Source organism: Shinella sp. GW821-FHT11G07 (assembly GCF_058808115.1).
The window spans coordinates 100989-120728 of record NZ_JBXARJ010000017.1; the positions used below are offsets into that span (position 1 = coordinate 100989).

15 protein-coding genes are annotated in these 19740 nt (G+C 64.4%); 5 read left to right on the top strand and 10 right to left on the bottom strand.

Translation table 11 applies throughout. From position 1 onward, the window contains the following. Positions 1-108: 108 nt before the first annotated feature. The 9 genes from AC1RT2_RS26770 to bcoG form a co-directional block, all read right to left on the bottom strand. Positions 109-1740, bottom strand: a complete 1632-nt coding sequence (locus tag AC1RT2_RS26770) for an ABC transporter ATP-binding protein (RefSeq protein WP_069058245.1) — start codon at positions 1738-1740, stop codon at positions 109-111. Beyond that, positions 1733-2560 carry an ABC transporter permease gene (locus tag AC1RT2_RS26775; protein WP_069058246.1) on the bottom strand — a complete coding sequence of 276 codons (828 nt, stop codon included), beginning with the start codon at positions 2558-2560 and terminating at the stop codon, positions 1733-1735. The genes AC1RT2_RS26770 and AC1RT2_RS26775 overlap by 8 nt, the downstream gene beginning before the upstream one ends. Next, entirely contained in the window at positions 2557-3666 is a 1110-nt protein-coding gene (locus tag AC1RT2_RS26780) for an ABC transporter permease (protein WP_493106882.1), read from the bottom strand. Before AC1RT2_RS26780 ends, AC1RT2_RS26775 begins: the two co-directional genes overlap by 4 nt. Then, complete coding sequence (locus tag AC1RT2_RS26785; protein ID WP_069058248.1) at positions 3666-5255, bottom strand: ABC transporter substrate-binding protein; 1590 nt, start codon at positions 5253-5255, stop codon at positions 3666-3668. Before AC1RT2_RS26785 ends, AC1RT2_RS26780 begins: the two co-directional genes overlap by 1 nt. 275 nt (positions 5256-5530) lie before the next feature. Then, positions 5531-6313, bottom strand: a complete 783-nt coding sequence (locus AC1RT2_RS26790; protein ID WP_493106884.1) for a carnitinyl-CoA dehydratase — start codon at positions 6311-6313, stop codon at positions 5531-5533. After that, positions 6310-8370: an acetate--CoA ligase family protein gene (locus AC1RT2_RS26795; protein WP_493106886.1), complete on the bottom strand. Its 2061-nt coding sequence runs from the start codon at positions 8368-8370 to the stop codon at positions 6310-6312. Before AC1RT2_RS26795 ends, AC1RT2_RS26790 begins: the two co-directional genes overlap by 4 nt. 7 nt (positions 8371-8377) lie before the next feature. Further along, positions 8378-9538 (bottom strand): acyl-CoA dehydrogenase family protein, encoded by a 1161-nt coding sequence (locus AC1RT2_RS26800; protein ID WP_493106888.1) that lies wholly within the window; start codon positions 9536-9538, stop codon positions 8378-8380. Between the two features lie 130 nt (positions 9539-9668). Further along, positions 9669-11162, bottom strand: a complete 1494-nt coding sequence (locus tag AC1RT2_RS26805) for a carnitine 3-dehydrogenase (protein ID WP_493106890.1) — start codon at positions 11160-11162, stop codon at positions 9669-9671. Beyond that, positions 11159-12070 (bottom strand): 3-dehydrocarnitine:acetyl-CoA trimethylamine transferase BcoG, encoded by a 912-nt coding sequence (bcoG, locus tag AC1RT2_RS26810; protein WP_493106892.1) that lies wholly within the window; start codon positions 12068-12070, stop codon positions 11159-11161. Before bcoG ends, AC1RT2_RS26805 begins: the two co-directional genes overlap by 4 nt. A gap of 114 nt (positions 12071-12184) precedes the next feature. Between bcoG and AC1RT2_RS26815 the strand changes: the two genes are divergently transcribed. After that, positions 12185-13159 (top strand): GlxA family transcriptional regulator, encoded by a 975-nt coding sequence (locus tag AC1RT2_RS26815; protein WP_069061332.1) that lies wholly within the window; start codon positions 12185-12187, stop codon positions 13157-13159. Here the strand turns inward: AC1RT2_RS26815 and AC1RT2_RS26820 are convergent. Then, complete coding sequence (locus AC1RT2_RS26820; RefSeq protein WP_493106894.1) at positions 13156-14319, bottom strand: LysR family transcriptional regulator; 1164 nt, start codon at positions 14317-14319, stop codon at positions 13156-13158. The genes AC1RT2_RS26815 and AC1RT2_RS26820 overlap by 4 nt on opposite strands. Before the next feature lie 121 nt (positions 14320-14440). Here AC1RT2_RS26820 and AC1RT2_RS26825 point away from each other — a divergent pair, with 121 nt between their 5' ends. Genes AC1RT2_RS26825 through ertC form a run of 4 tightly spaced genes read left to right on the top strand, consistent with a single transcriptional unit; the run spans position 14441 to position 19740 of the window. Further along, positions 14441-15979 (top strand): aromatic amino acid lyase, encoded by a 1539-nt coding sequence (locus AC1RT2_RS26825; RefSeq protein ID WP_493106896.1) that lies wholly within the window; start codon positions 14441-14443, stop codon positions 15977-15979. A 13-nt stretch (positions 15980-15992) separates the two neighbouring features. Continuing rightward, positions 15993-17372, top strand: coding sequence for a hydantoin-5-propionate amidohydrolase (gene ertD, locus AC1RT2_RS26830; RefSeq protein ID WP_493106898.1), 1380 nt, complete (start codon positions 15993-15995; stop codon positions 17370-17372). Then, the gene (locus tag AC1RT2_RS26835; RefSeq protein WP_493106900.1) at positions 17372-18652 is read left to right on the top strand and encodes a Zn-dependent hydrolase; all 1281 of its coding nucleotides are present in this window, start codon (positions 17372-17374) and stop codon (positions 18650-18652) included. The genes ertD and AC1RT2_RS26835 overlap by 1 nt, the downstream gene beginning before the upstream one ends. Next, complete coding sequence (gene ertC / locus AC1RT2_RS26840; RefSeq protein WP_493106902.1) at positions 18652-19740, top strand: thiohydantoin desulfurase; 1089 nt, start codon at positions 18652-18654, stop codon at positions 19738-19740. Before AC1RT2_RS26835 ends, ertC begins: the two co-directional genes overlap by 1 nt.

Below are 19740 nucleotides of genomic sequence, written 5' to 3' on the forward strand. Positions count from 1 at the left end.
CATAGCTTGAGTTTGTGGCATGGATCCTCGGGTCGAGCCCGAGGATGACGAGTAGAGAGGCTTTCGGCGCTTCAAAGAAAAACGGGCGACCGAGGCCGCCCGCATTTATCAGTTCCCGGCGCTTTCCATGCGTCGGGTCGTCAGCACCTTCTCCAGCCAGCCGATCTCCATCTCGGGGACGGATTTCAGGAGCAGGTCGGTGTAGTCGTCGAAGGGTGGCGAGAGCACCGTCGATTTCGGGCCGAAGCGGACGAGTTTTCCCCGGTGCATCACGGCCACGCTATCGGCGATGGCGCGCACGATGGCGATGTCGTGGGTGATGAACATGTAGGAGACGTGGGTCTCGTCCTGGAGTTTCAACAGCAGCTTCAGGATGCCTTCCGCCACCAGCGGGTCGAGAGCGGACGTTGGCTCGTCGCAGAGGATAAGTTCCGGCTTTGCCGCGAGCGCACGCGCAATTGCCACGCGCTGCTTCTGGCCGCCGGAGAGCTCGGCCGGGTAACGGTCGGCGAAGCGGCCGCCCATTTCGATCTGCTCCAAGAGTTCCTTCACCCGCTCGGTCTTTTGCTGGCCGCGCATGCCATAGTAGAAGGTGAGCGGACGGCCGACGATGTCGCGCACCGTCTGGCGCGGGTTCATCGCGGTGTCGGCCATCTGGTAAATCATCTGGACGCGGCGCAGTTCGTCGTTCGACCGGCCCTTCAGCGCCTTCGGCAAGGGCTTGCCGTCGAAGCTGATCGTGCCCTCCTGCGGGGGAAGCAGGCCGGTGATGACGCGGGCGAGGGTGGATTTTCCCGAGCCCGATTCCCCTACCACCGCCAGCGTCTGGCCCTTTGGCAGGTGCAGGGAAACGTTCTGCAGCACCTTGAAGCCGTTGGAATAGCCTGCGGTGATGTTGTCGACCTTCAGAAGCGTATCTGACTGGTCGGGTGCCTCCTCGCGTTTGGTGCCGCGCACATTGACCAGCGCGCGGGTATAGTCCTGCGTCGGCGCCTCGATGATCTGCTTTACCGAGCCGTATTCCACCATCTTGCCATGCCGGAGCACCAGGATGTCGTCCGTGATCTGCGCCACGACCGCAAGGTCGTGGGTGATGTAGAGCGCGGCCGTGTGGGTCTCTTCGATGGCATGCTTGATCGCGGCAAGCACGTCGATCTGCGTCGTCACGTCGAGCGCTGTGGTCGGCTCGTCGAAGACGATGAGTTCCGGGTTCGGGCAGAGCGCCATGGCGGTCATGGCGCGCTGGAGCTGGCCGCCGGAGACCTGGTGCGGATAGCGCTGGCCGAAGGTTTCGGGGCTCGGCAGGCCGAGTACCTTGAACAGGTAGAGCGCGCGCTTTTCCGCCTCCGCACGGGTCATGATGCCGTGTTTCAGCGAGGCCTCGATCACCTGCTCGCCGAGCCGGTGGGCGGGATTGAAAGCCGCTGCCGCCGATTGCGCGACGTAGCAGACCTTGCAGCCGCGCACTTTGCGGATGCCGTTGGGGCCGAGCTTCAGCAGGTCCTGCCCGTTGAGCAGCACCTCGCCGCCGGTTATGCGCACCCCGCCGCGCCCATAGGCGAGTGCGGTGAGGCCGATCGTCGATTTTCCGGCGCCGGATTCGCCGATGAGGCCGAGCACCTTGCCCTTCTCGACATTGAAGGACACGCCTTCGACGAGGGTGACGGTGCGCGGCGGCTCGCCCGGCGGGTAGCTGGTCGCTTCGATCTTCAGGTTCTTGACGGAAAGCAGATCAGGCATCGCCGCGCCCTCCCTTGAGGCTCGAGGTGCGTTTCATCAGCCAGTCGACGACGAGGTTGACGCAGATGGCCAGCCCCGCAATCGCACCGCCCGGAATGAGGGCGGCGGAAATGCCGAAGATGATGCCGTCCTTGTTGTCCTTTACCATGCCGCCCCAATCCGCCGCCGGCGGCTGGATGCCGAGGCCGAGGAAGGAGAGGGTGGAGAGGAACAGGATCGAGAAGGCGAAGCGCAGGCCGAATTCGGCCAAGAGCGGCGAGAGCGTGTTGGGCAGGATTTCGCGAAAAATGATCCAGCCGGTGCCTTCGCCACGCAGACGCGCCGCTTCCACGAACTCCATGACCGCGACATCGAGCGCGACGGCGCGGCCGATGCGGTAGACGCGGGTACTGTCGAGGACCGCCATCACGAGGATGAGGATCCAGAGCTGCTGGGGAAGAACGGCCAGCACGACGAGGGCGAAGATCAAGGTCGGGATCGCCATCATCAGGTCGTTGAAGCGCGAGAAGGCCTGGTCGATCAGCCCGCCCGTGACGGCGGCCGTGAAGGACAGGAGCATGCCGAGCGAGAACGAGAGCACGGTTGCGGCCAACGCCACGAAGATCGTGGTGCGGGCGCCGAAGATCAGACGCGAGAAGAGGTCGCGGCCGAGATTGTCGGTGCCGAGCAGGTAATCGCCGCCGATCGGCTCCCAGACGGAGCCGACGATCTGGCTTTCGCTGTAGGGGGCGATGATGGGGGCGAAAAGGGCGCAGAAGAGGGCAAGGGCGATGCCCAGAATGCCGACCCAGGCGCTGACGGGGATACTGGAAAGTCTCATCGCGGATGCCTCAATCTGGGGTTCGCGATGATCGCAAGGATATCGGCAAACATGTTGAGGAAGATGTAAAAGGCGGCGAAGATCAGGCCGCAGGCCTGCACCACCGGCATGTCACGCACCGTCACGGCGTCGACCATGTACTGGCCCATGCCGGGATAGACGAACACCACTTCCACGACGACGACGCCAACCACGAGATAGGCGAGGTTGAGCGCGATGACGTTGATGACCGGCGCCAAGGCGTTCGGTGCCGCATGTTTTGCGATGACGCGAAGGCTGCCGAGACCCTTAAGTTCGGCCGTCTCCACATAGGCGGACGACATGACGTTGAGGATGGCCGCGCGCGTCATGCGCATCATATGGGCAAGCACGACGAGGACGAGGGTCGCTGTGGGCAGGGCTATGGCGGAAAGCCGCTGGCCGATGGTCATGCTTTCATAGACCGTCGCCGGGAAGGTGGCGACGCCGAGCTGCACAGCGAAGAACAGGATCAGCAGGTAACCGACAAAGAACTCGGGAAGCGAGATCGCCGCCAGTGAGATGACGTTGATGATCTTGTCCGGCAGGCGGTTTCGGTACTGCACCGCGAGCATGCCGAGCCCGACCGCGAGCGGAACCGAGATGATGGCTGCAAAGAAAGCGAGGAACAGCGAATTGCCGAGGCGCTTGCCGATCTGTTCGCTGACCGAGTTTTTCGAGGCCCAGGAACTGCCGAAATCACCCTGGATGGCGCCGCCGAGCCATTTGAAGTAGCGGGTGGTGGCCGGCTGGTCGAGGCCGAGATCCTTGCGGATGTTCTCGATGGCCTGTGGCGTGGCGGACTGGCCGAGATAGGTGGTGGCGAAGTCGCCGGGCAGGGCTTCCACGCCCCCGAAGATCATCAGGGACACGGCGAAGAGCAAGGCCACGCTGAGCGCAAGGCGTTGCAGGATGAGTGCAGCGAGCGGGCTGCTCTTGCTGAGTTTCGCCCAGAACGAAGGGGTCGCTTCGTTGATGGGGGCTCCAGTGGACGCAACCGACCCGGCAACGCCGACAGACTGCGGGGCTTCGCCCGCAGCCGTCGTTGCTGTCAGCTCCGGACCGTGCGCCGGTCCGCGGCCGGTCATCAGGCGTCGAGCCACACGCGGGTTGCGACGAAGCCGTTCGACATGTCGTTGCCGATATCGTGCACGTAGCCCTTCACCTGCTTGCCGCAGGCGTTCACGAAGTCGTTGAACATCGGCAGGATCAGGCCGCCCTCGTCACGCACCATCATGGCCATGGCGCGGTACATGTCCTTGCGCTTGGCTTCGTCGAGTTCCGAACGGGCTTCGAGCACCATCTTGTCGAAGTCTTCGCGCAGGAAGCGGGTGTCGTTCCAGTCGGCCTTCGAGAGATAGGCGGTCGAATACATCTGGTCCTGCGTCGGACGGCCGCCCCAATAGGACGTGGAGAAGGGCTGCACGTTCCAGACGTTCGACCAGTAGCCGTCGCCGGGTTCACGCTTCACTTCGATCTCGATGCCGGCCTTCTTGGCGCTCTCCTGGTAGAGAACGGCCGCATCCACGGCACCCGGGAAGGCGACATCCGAGGTGCGAAGAAGGACCGAGCCGCTGTGGCCCGACTTCTTGTAGTGGAAGGCGGCCTTGTCCGGATCGTAGGCGCGCTGCTCGATGCCTTCCGGGAAGAGGGCATAGGTCTCGTTGATCGGGAAGTCGTTGCCGACCTTGCCGTAACCGCCGAGCACCTTTTCCAGCATCGTCTCGCGGTCCATCGCGTATTTCAGGGCGAGGCGGAGATCGTTGTTGTCGAACGGCGCCGTGTTGCAATGCATGATGAACACGTAGTGGCCGCGGCCGGAGGTGGAGAGGATTTCCACGGTCGGCGCACGCTTCAGGAGATCGACGGTCTTCGGGTCGACGCGGTTGATATAGTGGACCTGACCGGAGGAGAGGGCGGCGATACGGGCCGTCGCGTCGTTCATCGCGATCATTTCGACCGTGTCGACATAACCGCGGTCCTGGCGCCAGTCATCCTTGTTGCGCTCGAAGGTGGCGCGCACGCCGGCTTCGAAGCTGGTGACCTTGAAGGGGCCGGTGCCGATCATCGCGTTCGGATCGTCGAGACCGCCATTCGGCTGGATGACGAGGTGGTAGTCGGTCAAAAGCAGCGGCAGGTCGGCATTGCCTTCCGACAGCACGAGGACAAGCTTGTCGCCGTCGGCCTTGATTTCCTTGATCGACTTCATGACGCCGAGTGCGCCCGATTCCGACTTCTCATCGGTGTGGCGCTGCAGGGTCTTGATGACGTCGTCGACCGTCAGCTCCTTGCCGTCATGGAATTTCACGCCCTTGCGGATGGCGAAAGTCCAGGTCGAGGCGTCGGCGGACGGTTCCCAGGATTCGGCGAGCGCCGGAACCGGCTTGCCGGTCAGCGGCTCGGATTCCACGAGCATGTCGCCCCAGTTGCGGTTCACGACGAACATGAACTGCGAGAGCGCCTTTGCGGGGTCCTTCGAGTCGGTCGCGGCAGCGCCTTCGAGGCCGAGCTTGAGGTTGCCGCCACGCTTAGGCTCCTGCGCCTTGGCGGCGGTGTCGAACATGGTGCCGGCGACGGCAAGCGTGATGCCGAAGGCAGCAGCGCGGCCCATGAACTCGCGGCGGTTCATCTTGCCGAGCGTGACCTGGCTGGTGAGGTAGTTGGTGTAATCAGTCATTCCCCTGTTCCCTTTGCTCGCCCTGAAGTGGGCATTTGTCGTTGTGATTGGCAGAATTTCTGTTTTTGGCCTGTAAGGCAACCTCCAGGCCGGCTTTTCTTGCCGGCGGCGGCGCATTTCCCGTTTTCCCGAATGCCTCCTTCATTCGCCGCATGGCGGCTCGTCTATTATAAACTATTCACGTATCAGACGCGTGTAACGCCCTAATTTACCTATTTCTTCCACAAGCCAAACTTATGGAAAGATGCGGACTTTGCCCGATGCAGGGGCGTATCCTATCGTCCCTTCCAGACGGGATCGCGCTTTTCCGCGAAGGCGCGGGCGCCCTCGAGTTGATCCTCGCTGGAATAGAGAACGTCGACCGTCGGAAATTGCCGGCGGGTGATCTTGTTCATGGTCGTCTGGAACGCCTCGCCCTCGGCGGCGCGCACCACTTCCTTGATGGCGGCGTAGACGAGCGGCGGGCCGCTTTCGAGCAGGTGGGCGAGTTCCCAGGCGCGGTCGAGCAGCTTGTCGGCCGGCAGGATCTCGTTGACGAAGCCCCAGCGGTGCGCCTCCTGCACGTCCAGCCAGCGGCCGGTCAACAGCATGTCCATGGCGATGTGGTAGGGAATGCGCTTCGGCAGCTTGATCGAGGCGGCATCCGCCACCGTACCGGAGCGGATTTCCGGCAGCGCGAAGGTCGCGTGTTCGGCGGCGAGGATCAAGTCGGTGGACAGCGCGATTTCGAGCCCGCCGCCGCAGCAGATGCCGTTGACGGCGGCGATGATCGGCTTGTTGAGGTCACGCAGTTCCTGCATGCCGCCGAAGCCGCCGACACCGTAATCGCCGTCGACCGCATCGCCCGCGGCCGCCGCCTTCAAGTCCCATCCTGGACAGAAGAATTTCTCCCCCGCACCGGTGATGATGGCGACACGCAGGGTGTCGTCGTCGCGAAAGTCGGCAAAGATCTTGCCCATGATGCGGCTGGTCACGAGGTCGATGGCGTTCGCCTTGGGGCGATCGATCGTGACTTCCAGAATGCCACCTTCGCGGCGCTGTCGTATCGGTCCGGTCATGGGTTTTTCCTCAGACGGATCAGCGCATCGGCCGCGACGACACCGTCGCCAGCTGGCAGCACCATTAAGGGATTAACGTCCAGTTCTTCGATTATTGAAGCGTTTGAAACGACATAGGATGCCGCTGATGCGACGGCAGCGACAAGCGCGTCGATATCGCCCTTCGCCGCGCCGCGATAACCGTCCAGAAGCTTTGAAATCTTAAGTCCGGCGATGGCCTCGCGGATGGTTTTCTCATCCGTCGGCAGGGTCAGAATGGCGGAATCTTCGAGCAATTCGACCAAAATACCGCCTGCACCGATGGTCAATACCGGCCCGGCGACCGGGTCCCGCATCGCGCCGACGATGAGTTCGGCGACGGGTTTTCCCACCATCTTTTCGACGAGGAAGCCGGAGGCGACGCCGGCCATGGCCTCGGCGGCCTCCAGCACGGCCTCACGGCTGGCGAGGTTGAGCTTGACGGCGCCGGCCTCGGTCTTGTGTGCGACGCCCAACCCCTTGAGCACGACGGGAAAGCCGAGGCTTTGTGCCGCTTCGGCCGCAGCATCCGCCGTCTCCGCCGTGATGCCCTTCGGCACCACGAGACCATGGGCGGCGAGCGCCAGCTTGGCCTCATGCTCTGTCAGCGTGACCGCCTCGCCTTCGCCAGCCGTGGTCTTGAGGAGTGGCGCGGGCAGGGGTTTTGCCCAGATTTCACCGATACCGGCGGCGGTTTCGGCGGCGGCGAGCGCCTCTTCGATGCCGTAGAAGGGCACGACGCCGTTCTGCATCAGCATCTCGGCGGTCGCTTCCGGCATGTTCTCACCCATGCTGGCGACGATGCCGGCATTCGCGCCCGTCGCCTTCGACGCATCGATGACGGCGTGGCAGGTGGTGATCCAGTCGGCGGCGTCACAGCGGTCGAGCCGGGGGAAATCCAGCACGACGAGGTTCAGGGCGTAGCCGCCCTGCATCATGGTCGTGAAGGCCTGCGTCTGCTTCTCGTGATTGCCCCAGACGAAGGTGTGATAGTCGAGGGGATTGGAGATCGTCACCATCTGGCCGAGCGTCTCGCGCAGCGGCTGGCGCTGCTCCTGCCGGAGGTCGCGGTAATTCACTTTCCGCTTCACGCCGGCATCCGCCATCAGCGAGGCTTCGCCGCCAGAGCATGACATGGAGGAGATGTCGTAGTTCGGCAGCGGGCCGGCAACATGAAGCAGCTTCAGCGTTTCGAGCAGTTCCGGCAGCGTTTCGACGCGGCCGATACCGAGGCGGGCAAGCAGCGCGGAAGAGACCGCGTCATTGCCGGCGAGCGAGGCGGTGTGCGAGACGGTGGCGAGTTGCGCCTGCTCCGACTTTCCTACCTTCAAAGTCACGACCGGTTTCTTCAGCTCGCGCGATCGCAAACCCAAGCGTTCGAGGGAGTCGAGGCTATCGAAACCTTCGATATGCAGGCCGACGGCGGTGACGCGCGGGTCTTCCAGCACGGCGCAGGCGAGGTCGGCGAGACCGGTCTGCGCCTGGTTGCCGGCCGTCAGGATATAGGCGAGCGGCAGGCCGCGCTGCTGCATGGAAATGTTGCAGGCGATGTTGGAGGACTGGGTTAGGACGGCGACACCCTTGTCGATGCGCAGCATGCCATGCTGGTCGGGCCACAGCAGGGCGCCGTCCAGCATGTTGATGAAGCCGTAGCAATTCGGCCCGAGCACCGGCATGTCGCCGGCCGCCTCCACCAGCGCCTTCTGCAAATCGTCGCCATCGGCAAGCTCGCTGACGGCCTCGCGGAAACCGGAGGCGTAGCAGACCGCGCCGCCGGCGCCACGCGCTGACAGATCACGGATGATGCCGATGGTGAGTTCCCGGTTGACGCCGACGAAGGAGGCATCCGGGGCGCCCGGGAGATCGGCGACGGAGCGGTAGCATTTGCGCCCGAGGATTTCCTCCTCGCGCGGATGCACCGGCCAGATCTCGCCGGTAAAGCCCATCTTGTCGCACTGGAAGATGACGCGGCGCGCCTCCTTGCCGCCGAAGACGGCGATGGAGCGCGGCCGGATGAGGCGGTCGAGGGAATGTGTCATATCGACATTACGCTCCGAGCGGCCTGAGCAGATCACGGCTGATGATGTGCCGCTGGATTTCCGACGTGCCGTCCCAGATGCGCTCGACGCGGGCATCGCGCCAGAAGCGGGCGAGCGGCAGGTCGTCCATCAGGCCCATGCCGCCGAAAATCTGGATCGCCTCGTCGGTGACGCGGGAGAGCATTTCCGTGGCGTAGACCTTTGCCGAGGCGATTTCGCGGTTCGACGGCAGGCCCTGATCGAGCCGCCATGCGGCGTTGAGCGTCAGAAGGTCGGCGGCGTCGATCTCGGTGATCATGTCGGCGAGCTTGAAGGAGACGCCCTGGTTCGCGCCGATCGGTTTGCCGAACTGTTTGCGCTCGGCGGCATAGTTCAGCGCATAATCGAAGGCGCGGCGGGCGCGGCCGACGGAGGTCGCGGCGACCGTGATGCGGGTCGCGTAGAGCCAGTCGTTGGCGATGTCGAAGCCCTTGTGGACTTCGCCGAGGATCTGCGAGGAGGGCAGGCGGCATTCGTCGAAGTTGAGAATGCAGTTCTTGTAACCGCGGTGCGAGACCGACTCGTAACCGCTGCGGATCTCGAAGCCGGGCGTGCCCCGGTCGACGAGGAAGCAGGTGATGAGCTTCTTCTTGCCGCGCGGCGTGTCTTCCTCGCCCGTCGCGATGAAGACTATGACGAAATCGGCGATGTTGGCATGGCTGATGAAATGCTTCGTGCCGTTGACGACCCAGTCGTCGCCGTCCTTGCGGGCGAAACATTTCATGCCGCGCACGTCGGAGCCGGCATCCGGCTCGGTCATGGCGAGCGCATCGAACTTTTCGCCGCGTACGGCGGGCAGAAGGTACTGTTCGCGCTGCTCGTCGTTACAGGCCATCAGGATGCCGGAGGGGCGACCGAAGAAGACGGTGAGCGCCATCGAGCCGCGGCCGAGTTCGCGCTCGACCAGCGTAAACGAGGTGTGGTCGAGGCCGGCACCGCCCACTTCTTCCGGCATGTTGCAGCCGAAGAAGCCGATTTCCTTGCACTTGCGGGCGATTTCCTGGCCGAGTTCCGGCGGCACGTGACCGGTGCGCTCGACCTCGTTTTCGTGCGGATAGATTTCCGTTTCGACGAAGGAGCGGACCGTATCCACGATCATCTGCTGCTCGTCGGTCAATGCGAAGTTCATGGCATTCCCCCTCGAATTCTTTTGGGGCCGCGTGGCGGCCATCGCCCTTTGCGGGGCATCTCCCCCAATGAGCGGGGGAGATTGTGTTCTGCGTCGGGCGGCGTTCCTCTCCGGCGCTTCGACGGTTTCGTCAGGCGCGCTTTTGCCCGACGCTGCGGCCGGCACTTTCCGGTGTCGGCAGCTTGGCATGGGCGTCCGCGATCGGCTTGATCTTCGCCAGCACGTCCGCAGGCGCATCGACGCTCTTGCCGGCCTTCGAGTCGACATGGAGCATCATCTGCTCGGCCGTCGCGATGACATCGCCGGTCGCGGCGTCATGGATGCGGGTGAAGTAGTGCAGCCGCTTGTCGTCGGAGGCAAGAAGCTGAAGCGTCGTGTAGAGCGCCTGGCCGAGCTTGGCTTCGCCGATGTGGCGGATGTGGGTTTCCACCGTGTAGTAGCTGTGGCCGGCTTCGACATAGGCGAAGTCGACGCCGATCAGCCGCAACAACGCGTCCGACGTGTCGCCGAAGAGCTGGAGGTAACGGTGCTCGGTCATATGGCCGTTGTAGTCGACCCAGGCGGCGTTGACCTTGGTATCGACGAGGCGCAGGGGCTCGGCTTCCGAAACCTCGACCTTGGCCTTGCCGGCCTTGGCCCAGAGATGTTCCTCGAATTCGGCGAGCAGCTTGCCGGAGCCCCAGCCCTTGCCGTCGTCGCCGGCCTTCAGCGCATGCATGATGCCGACGAGGTTCTGGTCGCGGATGCGCTCCAGATCGCGGATGCCGCGAGCGCCGGACTGGGCGTCCGACTGGTTGGCGATCTTTTCCACCAGCTCGTCGTTGAGATCGACGACGTCGGTGAGCTTGGTCCAGGGCCAGGAGAGGCAGGGACCGAACTGGGCGAGGAAATGGCGCATGCCGGCTTCGCCGCCAGCGATGCGGTAGGTCTCGAACATGCCCATCTGCGCCCAGCGCATGCCGAACGAGTAACGGATCACGTCATCGAGCGTCTCGGTGTCGCAGATGTCGTCCTTGATGAGCCAGAGGCCTTCGCGCCAGACGGCTTCGAGCAGGCGGTCGCCGACGAAGGCCTCGATCTCCTTCTTGATGATCACGCCCTTCATGCCGATCGGCGCGAGCTTGGCCTTGGCGTCTTCGAGCGTCGCCTTGCTGGTCTTTTCGCCGCCGACCAGTTCTGCGAGTGGCAGCAGGTAGACGGGGTTATAGGGATGCGCGACGAACAGGCGTTCGGGGTGTTTCATGTCGCGCTGCAGGTCGGTCGGCATCAAGCCTGACGTGGACGAGCCGATCAGCGCATCGGGCTTTGCGGCCGCATCGATCTGGGTCAGCACGCCGCGCTTCAATTCGAGGCGCTCGGGAACGCTTTCCTGAATCCAATCAGCGTCTTTGACGGCGTCTTCCAAGCTCTTGCAGAAGGTGACTTTGCCCTTCGGCGGCAGCGGCGCCATGGTGAGCATGCCATAGGCGCGCTCGGCATTGGCCATCACTTCGCCGATGATGCGCTCGGCTTCCGGATGCGGATCGAAGATATTGACGTCGATGCCGGCGAGCGCGAAGCGCGCCACCCAGGCGCCGCCGATGACGCCGCCGCCAACACAGGCTGCTTTCTGGATCTGGCTCATTTCGGCGCCCGCTTCTGGAGTTTCAGCTTTTCGCGCACTTCGGCCGGGCCGATGATGCGGGCACCCATGCTTTCAACCACGTTCACGGCCTTTTCAACGAGCTGGGCATTGGTCGCGAGCTGGCCCTTGCCGACATAGAGATTGTCTTCAAGCCCGACGCGCACATTGCCGCCGGCCAGTATGGACGCGGCCGGATATGCCATGGCGTTGCGGCCGATCGAGAAGGCCGAGAACGTCCAGTTGGCCGGCACGTTGTTGACCATCGCCATGAAGGTGTTGAGGTCGTCGGGCGCGCCCCACGGAATGCCCATGCAGAGCTGGATGAGTACCGGATCCTCGATGACGCCCTCCTCAACGAGCTGCTTGGCGAACCACAGGTGGCCGGTGTCGAAGGCCTCGATTTCCGGGCGGACACCGAGGTCGGTCATCATCCTGCCCATGGCGCGCAGCATGGACGGCGTGTTGGTCATCACGTAGTCGCCGAGCGAAAAATTCATCGTGCCGCAGTCGAGCGTGCAGATTTCCGGCAGGCATTCGGCGACGTGGCTGACGCGCTCGGTGGCGCCGACCATGTCGGTGCCTTTGGGGTTCAGCGGCAGCGGCTGTTCGGTGCCGCCGAAGATAATATCGCCGCCCATGCCGGCGGTGAGGTTCAGCACAACGTCCACCTCGGCATCGCGGATGCGCTCGGTTACTTCGCGGTAGAGATCGTTGCGGCGGCTCGGTGCGCCGGTTTCCGGGTCGCGGACGTGGCAATGCACGACGGCGGCGCCAGCCTTGGCGGCGTCGATGGCCGATTCGGCGATCTCTCTGGGCGAACGCGGCACGTGGGGTGATTTGCCGGCGGTATCGCCGGAGCCGGTGACGGCGCAGGTGATGAAGACATCACGGTTCATGGCTAAGGGCATTCGATCTCTCCCAGTATTCTCATTGGGTCCATTACGAGCCAAGAGACGATGCAATGCTTTCACTTTTCGGATCCATTCTTGACAATTCGAGAGATGAACACGCATGCTTCCGCCATGCTCGATCCCTCTTCCGATACCCTCGACATCGATATCCTCGTGCTGCCCGAGACGAACCTCATCCTCGTCGCCTCGGTCATCGAGCCCCTGCGCGCCGCCAACCGCATTTCCGGCCAGGCGCTTTACCGCTGGCGGATTTTTTCCCCCGACGGCCAGCCGGTCGAGACGCGGAGCCGCATTCCGGTGCCGGTCGACGGCCTGTTCCGGCCGGAGCGGGAGAAAGAGCCGCTCTTCGTGCTTTCGAGCTATCAATGGCAGATGAGTGCGACGCCTCTGTTGCGGCGCCAGCTTTCGCAGACGGCGCGCCATCGCACGATGATGGCTGGTATCGAATCGGGGAGTTGGCTGCTCGCCGAGGCGAGCCTGCTGAACGGCCATTCCGTGACGATCCACTGGGAGGACATGGAGGAGTTCGCCTCCCGTTATCCGCAGATCGCGGTGATGCGCGAGCGCTACGTCATCGATGGAAAGCGCATCACCACCGGCGGTTCCTTGCCGACGCTCGACCTGATGCTGGAGATCATCCGCCGCCGGCAGGGTTATTCGCTGGCGCTCGAAGTGTCCCGGTTGTTCATCTACGAACACGAACGGACCGGCGGGCTGCTGCAGGTGCCGGCCCTTGGCAACATGCGCATCGCCGACCAGCGCGTCAGCCAGGCGGTGCGGCTGATGGAGGAGACGGTGGACGCGCCGTTGACGCTGACACGGCTGGCAAAACGCGTCGGCATCAGCGCACGCCATCTCCAGGACCTGTTCCAGGAATCGATGGGTGTCGCGCCGCACCAGCACTATCTGGCGCTAAGGCTGAACGCCGCCCGGCGGAAGGTCATTGAGACCAAGGCCGAGTTCGCCGATATCGCGGCGCTCACCGGCTTCAACTCCTCCTCCGCCTTTTCGCGCAGCTACCGCGCGCACTATCACGAAAGCCCGACGGAGACCCGGCGGCGGTTGCGGGCTGGGGCCAAAGGCTAAAGTTTCGAAAGGAGCGCGAAAATCGTTTCGGCTGCCTGCCGCGATAGCGCATCGCGTGGCCAGACGAGGCTCAGCGATTGCTGGTAGGCGGCATCCAGCGGCAACAGCGTCGGCGGCGGGTTGATGTTGGCCACGGAATGCTCCGGCAGAACGGAAAGATGGCCGTGGTCCAGCACGAGATTGATGATGACCGGGATCGAATCGACCTCGACAAGCGTCAGGCGTGCGCGTTCGGCTGTGGACAGCGTGGCTTCCAGGAAGCGGTCCGTCATCTGCCGCAGGCCGCTGCGGGGACTTGGCACGGCGATGGGGTGCCGACGCAAAAGTGCCGGGACATCCTGCCGCTCGATGTCATCCATCGTGCGCGGGCCGGCAAGTGCCAGTTGCGAACGGCCGATCAAACTGCCGTCGAATTCGGCGGGATACCGGTCCGTGTCGAGCAGGATCAGATCGAAACGGCGGTTTTTCAGGCCGGAGACAAGTTCGTCCGCCGTGGTGGAGGACAGGAAGAGCGGCTGGCGTGGTCGTGCTGAGCGCCATGCGACGGCAAGGCCCGCCAGCATTGCCGCAATCTCGCTTTCGTGGCCAAAGGGAATGATCGTGCCGAGGCGCCATGTGGCGGCACTGCGGCGGAAGCGTTCAGCGGAAGCGGCGAAAAGCAGGTCCCACGCGGCACCGATCTGTTCGGCGAGCGCCAGGGCCTCGAGGCCGGCGGGCGTGCAGCTTATGCCATTCGCCGAACGGTCGAGCATCTTGCCACCGATCGCCGCTTCCAGATGGCTGAGCTGGCGGGTGAGTTGCGGCTGGCCAAGGCCGAGGCTTTTGGCAGCGGCATTGATGCTGCCGGCCCTTGCTGTGGCCGCGAAGCGGGCGAGGGCAGCGAGCGAAATGGCGGGTCGTGTCCGTCCACCTTCGCCGAGGGCGGCCAGGGCGTCGGCAGCGCGGGCGATTTCGGCAAAGCGGGGCAGGCGCGCCTCGGCCTCCAGGGTGGGCACGAGCGCCTGGCCGTCGCGCCGCACAAGCGGCACGGAGAGAACGGCCTCGACGCGGCGGAGCGCGGCACTGGCGCTGGAGGCAGGGCGTCCCGCAACTGCCGCCGCCCTGCGGATGCCGCGTTCTTCGAGAATGCTGTGCACAAGGCAAAGCGTGGACAGATCCACAGGCGGCTCCTTTGGCTTGCGGCGAGTGTTCGGCTTATAGCATGAACCGTACGGACTTTGGGATATACGCTCGACCCGCGTTCCGCATAACATCCATCTTGAAAAACGGGTTCCTTTGAAAATGCTTGCTTCCGCCGACACGCTCTATTTGACCGGTCAACCGCTCGACTTCGCAACGCTGGAGGCGATCGGCGCCGCCACGCGCCGTCCGGTGGCCTGCGAGATCGGCATGGGGCGCATCGGCGCGTCGCGGCTCGTCATCACGGATCGCCTCGCCATCGGCCTGCCGATCTACGGCGCGAATACGGGCGTCGGCTCGATGAAGGACAAGCTCTGGACGGCCGACGACCTCGTCGAATTCAACAACAGCCTCGTCAGGGCGCACCATTTCGGCACCGGCGAGCCCTTTGCGTTGCCGATCGTGCGCAAGGCGATGGCGATCCGCGTCAACACCGCGCTCGGCGGCTATTCCGGCTGCAGCCCGGAACTGATCGATGCTTTCCTTGGCCTGCTCGAAAAGGATGTCGTGCCGGTCGTGCGCCGCCACGGCTCGATGGGCTGTGCCGATATCGGGCTGATGGGGCAGATCGCATCGGTCATGACCGGCGAGGGCGAAGCCTGGTATGGCGGCGAGCGCCTGCCTGCTGCCGAAGCGCTGAAGCGTGCCGACCTCAAGCCGTATCGCATGCAGCCGCGCGATGCGCTGGCAGCCCTCAGCGTCAACGCCATCTCGCATGCCGCCGCTGCCAACGTGGTGCGCGAGGCAGCCAAGGCGATCCGCAATCTCATGGTGACGGGGCTTCTCTCGTCGCTGGCGCTTGGCGCCTCTGCTGACCCGTGGCGGGTGGCCGCGCGGCTCTCGGCGCATGGCGAGGCGCTGGCCGGCACGTGGTTCGAGGCGCAGGCCTCTTCCGGCCATTGGCCAAAGCCGTCGGCGATCCACGATCCGCTCAGCCTGCGCATGACCGCGCAGGTCTTCGGCGCCTGCCTCGATACGCTGATGAACGCTGCCGAGCGCATCGTCGAGGCGACGGCGCAGTCGGATGACAACCCGGTTGTCATCGACAACCACGTCATGGCCTCCGGCGGTTCCCTGCCGCTGTCCACGACGCTCTACGTCGAGGCTGCGCAAACGGGTTTTGCGCATCTGGCGCGCAATGTGCTCAATCGCTGCGTCCTGCTCTCGAACGGCGTGCGTCGCAACCTTCCGGTCAACCTCGTTGCGCCCGGAGAGGCGGCGACGGGCTTCGGGCCGCTGTTGAAGCTCGCCGTCGAACTCTACATGCGCATCCAGTCGCTCGCCGTGCCGATCTCGGCGCAGTCGATCGTGGTTGCCGGCGGCCTCGAGGAAGAGGCGACCTTCCTGCCGCTGATCGTCGAGCGCATGGAGAGCCAGGTGCGGGATCTCCATCAGCTGGCGGCCCTCGAAGCCATGCTGTCCGCGCAGGCCATCGATCTTGCCGGCGACAATGCCGAGGGTGTTGCCGCCATCGTCTATCAGCGCACACGGGCGGTCAGCCCGTTCTATCGCAAGGATCGGCCGCTCTCCGCCGAAATCGAGGCGCTCGACCGTGATCTTGCGAGCCCCGAGGCGCTGGCCGCCTTCGTCGAGGCCGCGCCCATGGCAGGGTTCGATGCCTTCTTCGCCCTCACGCCGTAACGGAGACACGGGAATGGCCGATTTCGATCTCGTTCTGAAAGGCACCGTCGTTCTTGCCGACCGCATCGTCGAGGGCGGCCATGTCGCCGTGCGGGACGGCAAGGTAGTACATGTCGGACAGGGCGCGATGCCGGCGGCGAAGGAGCGGCATGACCTTTCCGGCACGCTGATCCTGCCCGGGGCGATCGACGCCCAGGTCCATTCCCTGTCGCAGAAGAACCAGGAAGATTTCATCTGGTCGACGCGTTCGGCCGCAGCCGGCGGTGTCACAACCATCGTCGACATGCCCTATGACGAGGGCAACCTCGTCTGCTCGGCGGAAGCCGTGAATATCAAGGTCGACCACGCCTCGCCGCAGGCGCACGTCGATTTCGCGCTTTATGGCACGGTCGATCCCGAAGAGGGGCCGGCGCGCATCGGCGAGATGGTCGAGGCCGGCGTCGCCGCCTTCAAGTTCTCCACCTTCGGTACGGACCCGAAGCGTTTCCCACGGATTCCGGCGGCTCTGCTGGAAGACTGCTTCCGCGCCATAGCGCCAACGGGGCTGACGGCCGGCGTACACAACGAAGACGACGAGGCGGTGCGCGCGGCAATCGCCAAGGTGAAGGCTGCGGGCATCACCGATTATCGCGCACACGGAATGTCGCGCCCGCCGCTGACGGAGCTGCTCGCCTCCAACCAGATCTACGAGACGGGCGCCGAAACGGGTTGCCCCGCCCATGTGGTGCATTGCTCGCTCGGCCGCGGCTACGAGATCGCTGCCGCCTATCGTGCACAGGGTTTTCGCGCGACGATCGAGTGCTGCATTCACTACCTGACGCTCGACGAGGAAAACGACGTCGCCCGGCTGGGCGGCAAGGCGAAGATCAATCCGCCGATCCGCCCGCGCGCCGAAGTCGAAAAACTCTGGCGGCATGTCGCCGAGGGCAATGTGACGCTCGTTTCCACCGACCATGTCAGCTGGTCGGAAGACCGCAAGACCAATCCAGACATGCTGGCCAATGCCTCCGGCGTGCCGGGGCTGGAGGTCATGGTGCCGCTCTTCGTCAAGGGCGCGCTGGAGCGCGGTATTCCGCTGACGCGTGCGGCCGAACTGATGACGTTGAACCCGGCGCGGCATTTTCGCCTCGACCATGTGAAGGGCGCGCTGGAAGCCGGCAAGGATGCCGACATCACCGTGCTGACGCCCGAGCCCTATACCTATGATGCGGCTGCAAGCGGCCACAACGTGGTCGGCTGGTCGCCCTATAACGGCATCAAACTGCCGTGGCGTGTCTCGGCCACTTATCTGCGTGGTGTGCTCGCCTTCGATGGCACCAGGGTGCTGGCCGAACCCGGCACCGGCGCGTTCGTGCGGCCGCTGCCGACGCTTGTTTCCTCCGGTGCCCACTGATGGCGGCACCAAAAACCAATCTGCCGGTCGATCCTGCCCGCATCGCGGATGTGATCGACGGGCTTGCCCGGCTTACCGAGCCCGGCCGGCCTTATACGCGGCGTGCCTTTACCGCTCTGTTCCCGGCGGGGCGGGATTTTCTTCTCGAAAAGTTTCAGGCTGCGGGGCTTGAGACACGCATTGATGCCGCGGGCAATCTCACGGCGCGTCGACGGGGAAAAAAGCCGGGCCTTGGCACGATCATGCTCGGCTCGCACTCCGATACGGTGCCGGATGGCGGGCGTTACGACGGCATTGCCGGCGTGGCGGTGGCGCTGGAAGTGGCCCGCGCTTTGGCCGACCAGGGCATCGAACTCGACCATGATCTGGAGGTCGTCGATTTCCTTGCAGAGGAGGTCTCGATCTTCGGCGTCTCCTGCATCGGCAGCCGCGGCATGGCCGGCGTGCTGCCGGAGGACTGGTTTTTGCGCGAGAGTAACGGGCTGACGCTGGAACAGGGCATCCGCGATGCCGGTGGCGATCCGGCACGCATCCAGACCGAGGCGCGCAGGGACATTGCGGCCTTCCTCGAATTGCACATCGAGCAAGGACCGGTGCTGGAAACCGAAAAGCGCGATATCGGCGTGGTGACGGCGATTGCCGGCATCACGCGCATCGAGATCATCGTGCAGGGCCGCGCGGACCATGCCGGCACGACGCCGATGGGCAACCGTGCCGATGCGCTTGCCGCCGCGGCGCGGCTGGTGACGGGCATTGAGGCGCTGGCGAAGTCGCTCTCCGACGGGCCAAATCATTTCACCGCGACGGTTGGCGAGTTCTCCATCGAGCCGAATGCCGCCAATGTCGTGCCGTCCCGCGCGCGCCTGCTGATCGATGCGCGGGCGGAGGATCGCACGGCGATGGAGCTGTTCGCGGCGTCGGTGGATTTGTTGGCGGAACAGCTTGCCCGTGAGACGGGCACCGTCATCGAGACGCCACGCCGCATCTCCGACAACATGCCGACACCTGGCGATCCGCTGCTGCTCGACGTGCTGGACATGGCCTGCGAAGCGGTGGGGGCAAGCCATCGCCGCATGGCCTCCGGTGCCGGGCACGACACGGCCTGGATGGCGCGGGTGACGCGGTCTGCGATGATCTTCGTGCCGTGCCTTGGCGGGCGCAGCCATGCGCCGGAAGAGTTCGCCGAGACGGACGATATCGCGCTTGGCGCGGCGGTGCTTCTTAACGCAGTGATTCAACTCGACGAAAAACTTCAGAAAGTGATTCAGGGAGACGTCTAATGGGCCGGATTCTAAAGGAAAAAGACGTCGAGGCGGCGGTCAAGGGCGGCTCGGTCTATGCGGCCGGTGGCGGCGGCTGGGCGGATCACGGCCGCATGCTGGGTTATGCCGCGGTGTCGATCGGCAAGCCCGAGCTTGTCTCCATCGATGAGCTTTCGGACGACGACTGGGTGGCGACGGCTGCCGCCATCGGCGCGCCAGCCTCGACCACGCCGTGGGAAATGCGCGGCGTCGATTATGTGAAGGCGGTGGAGCTTTTGCAGGAGGCGCTCGGCGAAAAAGTCGCGGCGCTGATGGTCGGGCAGAACGGCAAATCCTCGACGCTGAACGGCTGGCTGCCCTCGGCCATCCTCGGCACGAAGGTGCTCGACGCGGTGGGCGACATGCGCGCGCATCCGACCGGCGACATGGGCTCGATCGGCATGGCCGGCTCGCCCGAACAGATGATCCAGACCGCCGTCGGCGGAAACCGCGACGAGAACCGCTATATCGAGCTTGTCGTTCGCGGCGCGACCGCAAAAGTCTCGCCAATCCTGCGCACGGCCTCGGACATGTCCGGCGGCTTCATCGCCTCCTGCCGCAACCCGCTGCGCGCCTCTTACGTCCGCAGGAATGCGGCGCTCGGCGGCATTTCGCTGGCGCTGACGCTCGGCGAGGCGATCATTGCCGCGGAAGGCAAGGGCGGCTCGGCGATCATCGATGCGATGGTCAAGACGACGGGCGGTTCGATCCTCTCCGAAGGCACGATCACCGACAAATCGGTGGTCTACACCAAAGAGGCCTTCGACATCGGCACGGTGACACTTGGCACGGGCGACAAAGCGACGGTTCTGCATGTGATGAACGAGTATATGGCGGTGGAATCGGCCGAAGGAAAACGGCTAGCCACTTTCCCGGATGTCATCACCACGCTCTCGCCGTTCGGCGAGCCGCTGAGCGTTGGCCAGCTCCAAGTCGGCATGAACGTTTTCGTGCTGCATGTGCCGAAGACCATCATCCCGCTCGCCTCCAGCGTGCTCGACCCGACTGTCTATCCTTCGGTGGAAAAGGCGATGGGGATCGATCTGGTGAGTTATGCGCTCGCTTGA

Excerpts from the sequence above, each read along its gene's own strand:
- AC1RT2_RS26770 (WP_069058245.1), bottom strand. The coding sequence starts at position 1,740 with ATGCCTGATCTGCTTTCCGTCAAGAACCTGAAGATCGAAGCGACCAGC.
- AC1RT2_RS26775 (WP_069058246.1), bottom strand. The coding sequence starts at position 2,560 with ATGAGACTTTCCAGTATCCCCGTCAGCGCCTGGGTCGGCATTCTGGGC.
- AC1RT2_RS26780 (WP_493106882.1), bottom strand. The coding sequence starts at position 3,666 with ATGACCGGCCGCGGACCGGCGCACGGTCCGGAGCTGACAGCAACGACG.
- AC1RT2_RS26785 (WP_069058248.1), bottom strand. The coding sequence starts at position 5,255 with ATGACTGATTACACCAACTACCTCACCAGCCAGGTCACGCTCGGCAAG.
- AC1RT2_RS26790 (WP_493106884.1), bottom strand. The coding sequence starts at position 6,313 with ATGACCGGACCGATACGACAGCGCCGCGAAGGTGGCATTCTGGAAGTC.
- AC1RT2_RS26795 (WP_493106886.1), bottom strand. The coding sequence starts at position 8,370 with ATGACACATTCCCTCGACCGCCTCATCCGGCCGCGCTCCATCGCCGTC.
- AC1RT2_RS26800 (WP_493106888.1), bottom strand. The coding sequence starts at position 9,538 with ATGAACTTCGCATTGACCGACGAGCAGCAGATGATCGTGGATACGGTC.
- AC1RT2_RS26805 (WP_493106890.1), bottom strand. The coding sequence starts at position 11,162 with ATGAGCCAGATCCAGAAAGCAGCCTGTGTTGGCGGCGGCGTCATCGGC.
- bcoG (WP_493106892.1), bottom strand. The coding sequence starts at position 12,070 with ATGCCCTTAGCCATGAACCGTGATGTCTTCATCACCTGCGCCGTCACC.
- AC1RT2_RS26815 (WP_069061332.1), top strand. The coding sequence starts at position 12,185 with ATGCTCGATCCCTCTTCCGATACCCTCGACATCGATATCCTCGTGCTG.
- AC1RT2_RS26825 (WP_493106896.1), top strand. The coding sequence starts at position 14,441 with ATGCTTGCTTCCGCCGACACGCTCTATTTGACCGGTCAACCGCTCGAC.
- ertD (WP_493106898.1), top strand. The coding sequence starts at position 15,993 with ATGGCCGATTTCGATCTCGTTCTGAAAGGCACCGTCGTTCTTGCCGAC.
- AC1RT2_RS26835 (WP_493106900.1), top strand. The coding sequence starts at position 17,372 with ATGGCGGCACCAAAAACCAATCTGCCGGTCGATCCTGCCCGCATCGCG.
- ertC (WP_493106902.1), top strand. The coding sequence starts at position 18,652 with ATGGGCCGGATTCTAAAGGAAAAAGACGTCGAGGCGGCGGTCAAGGGC.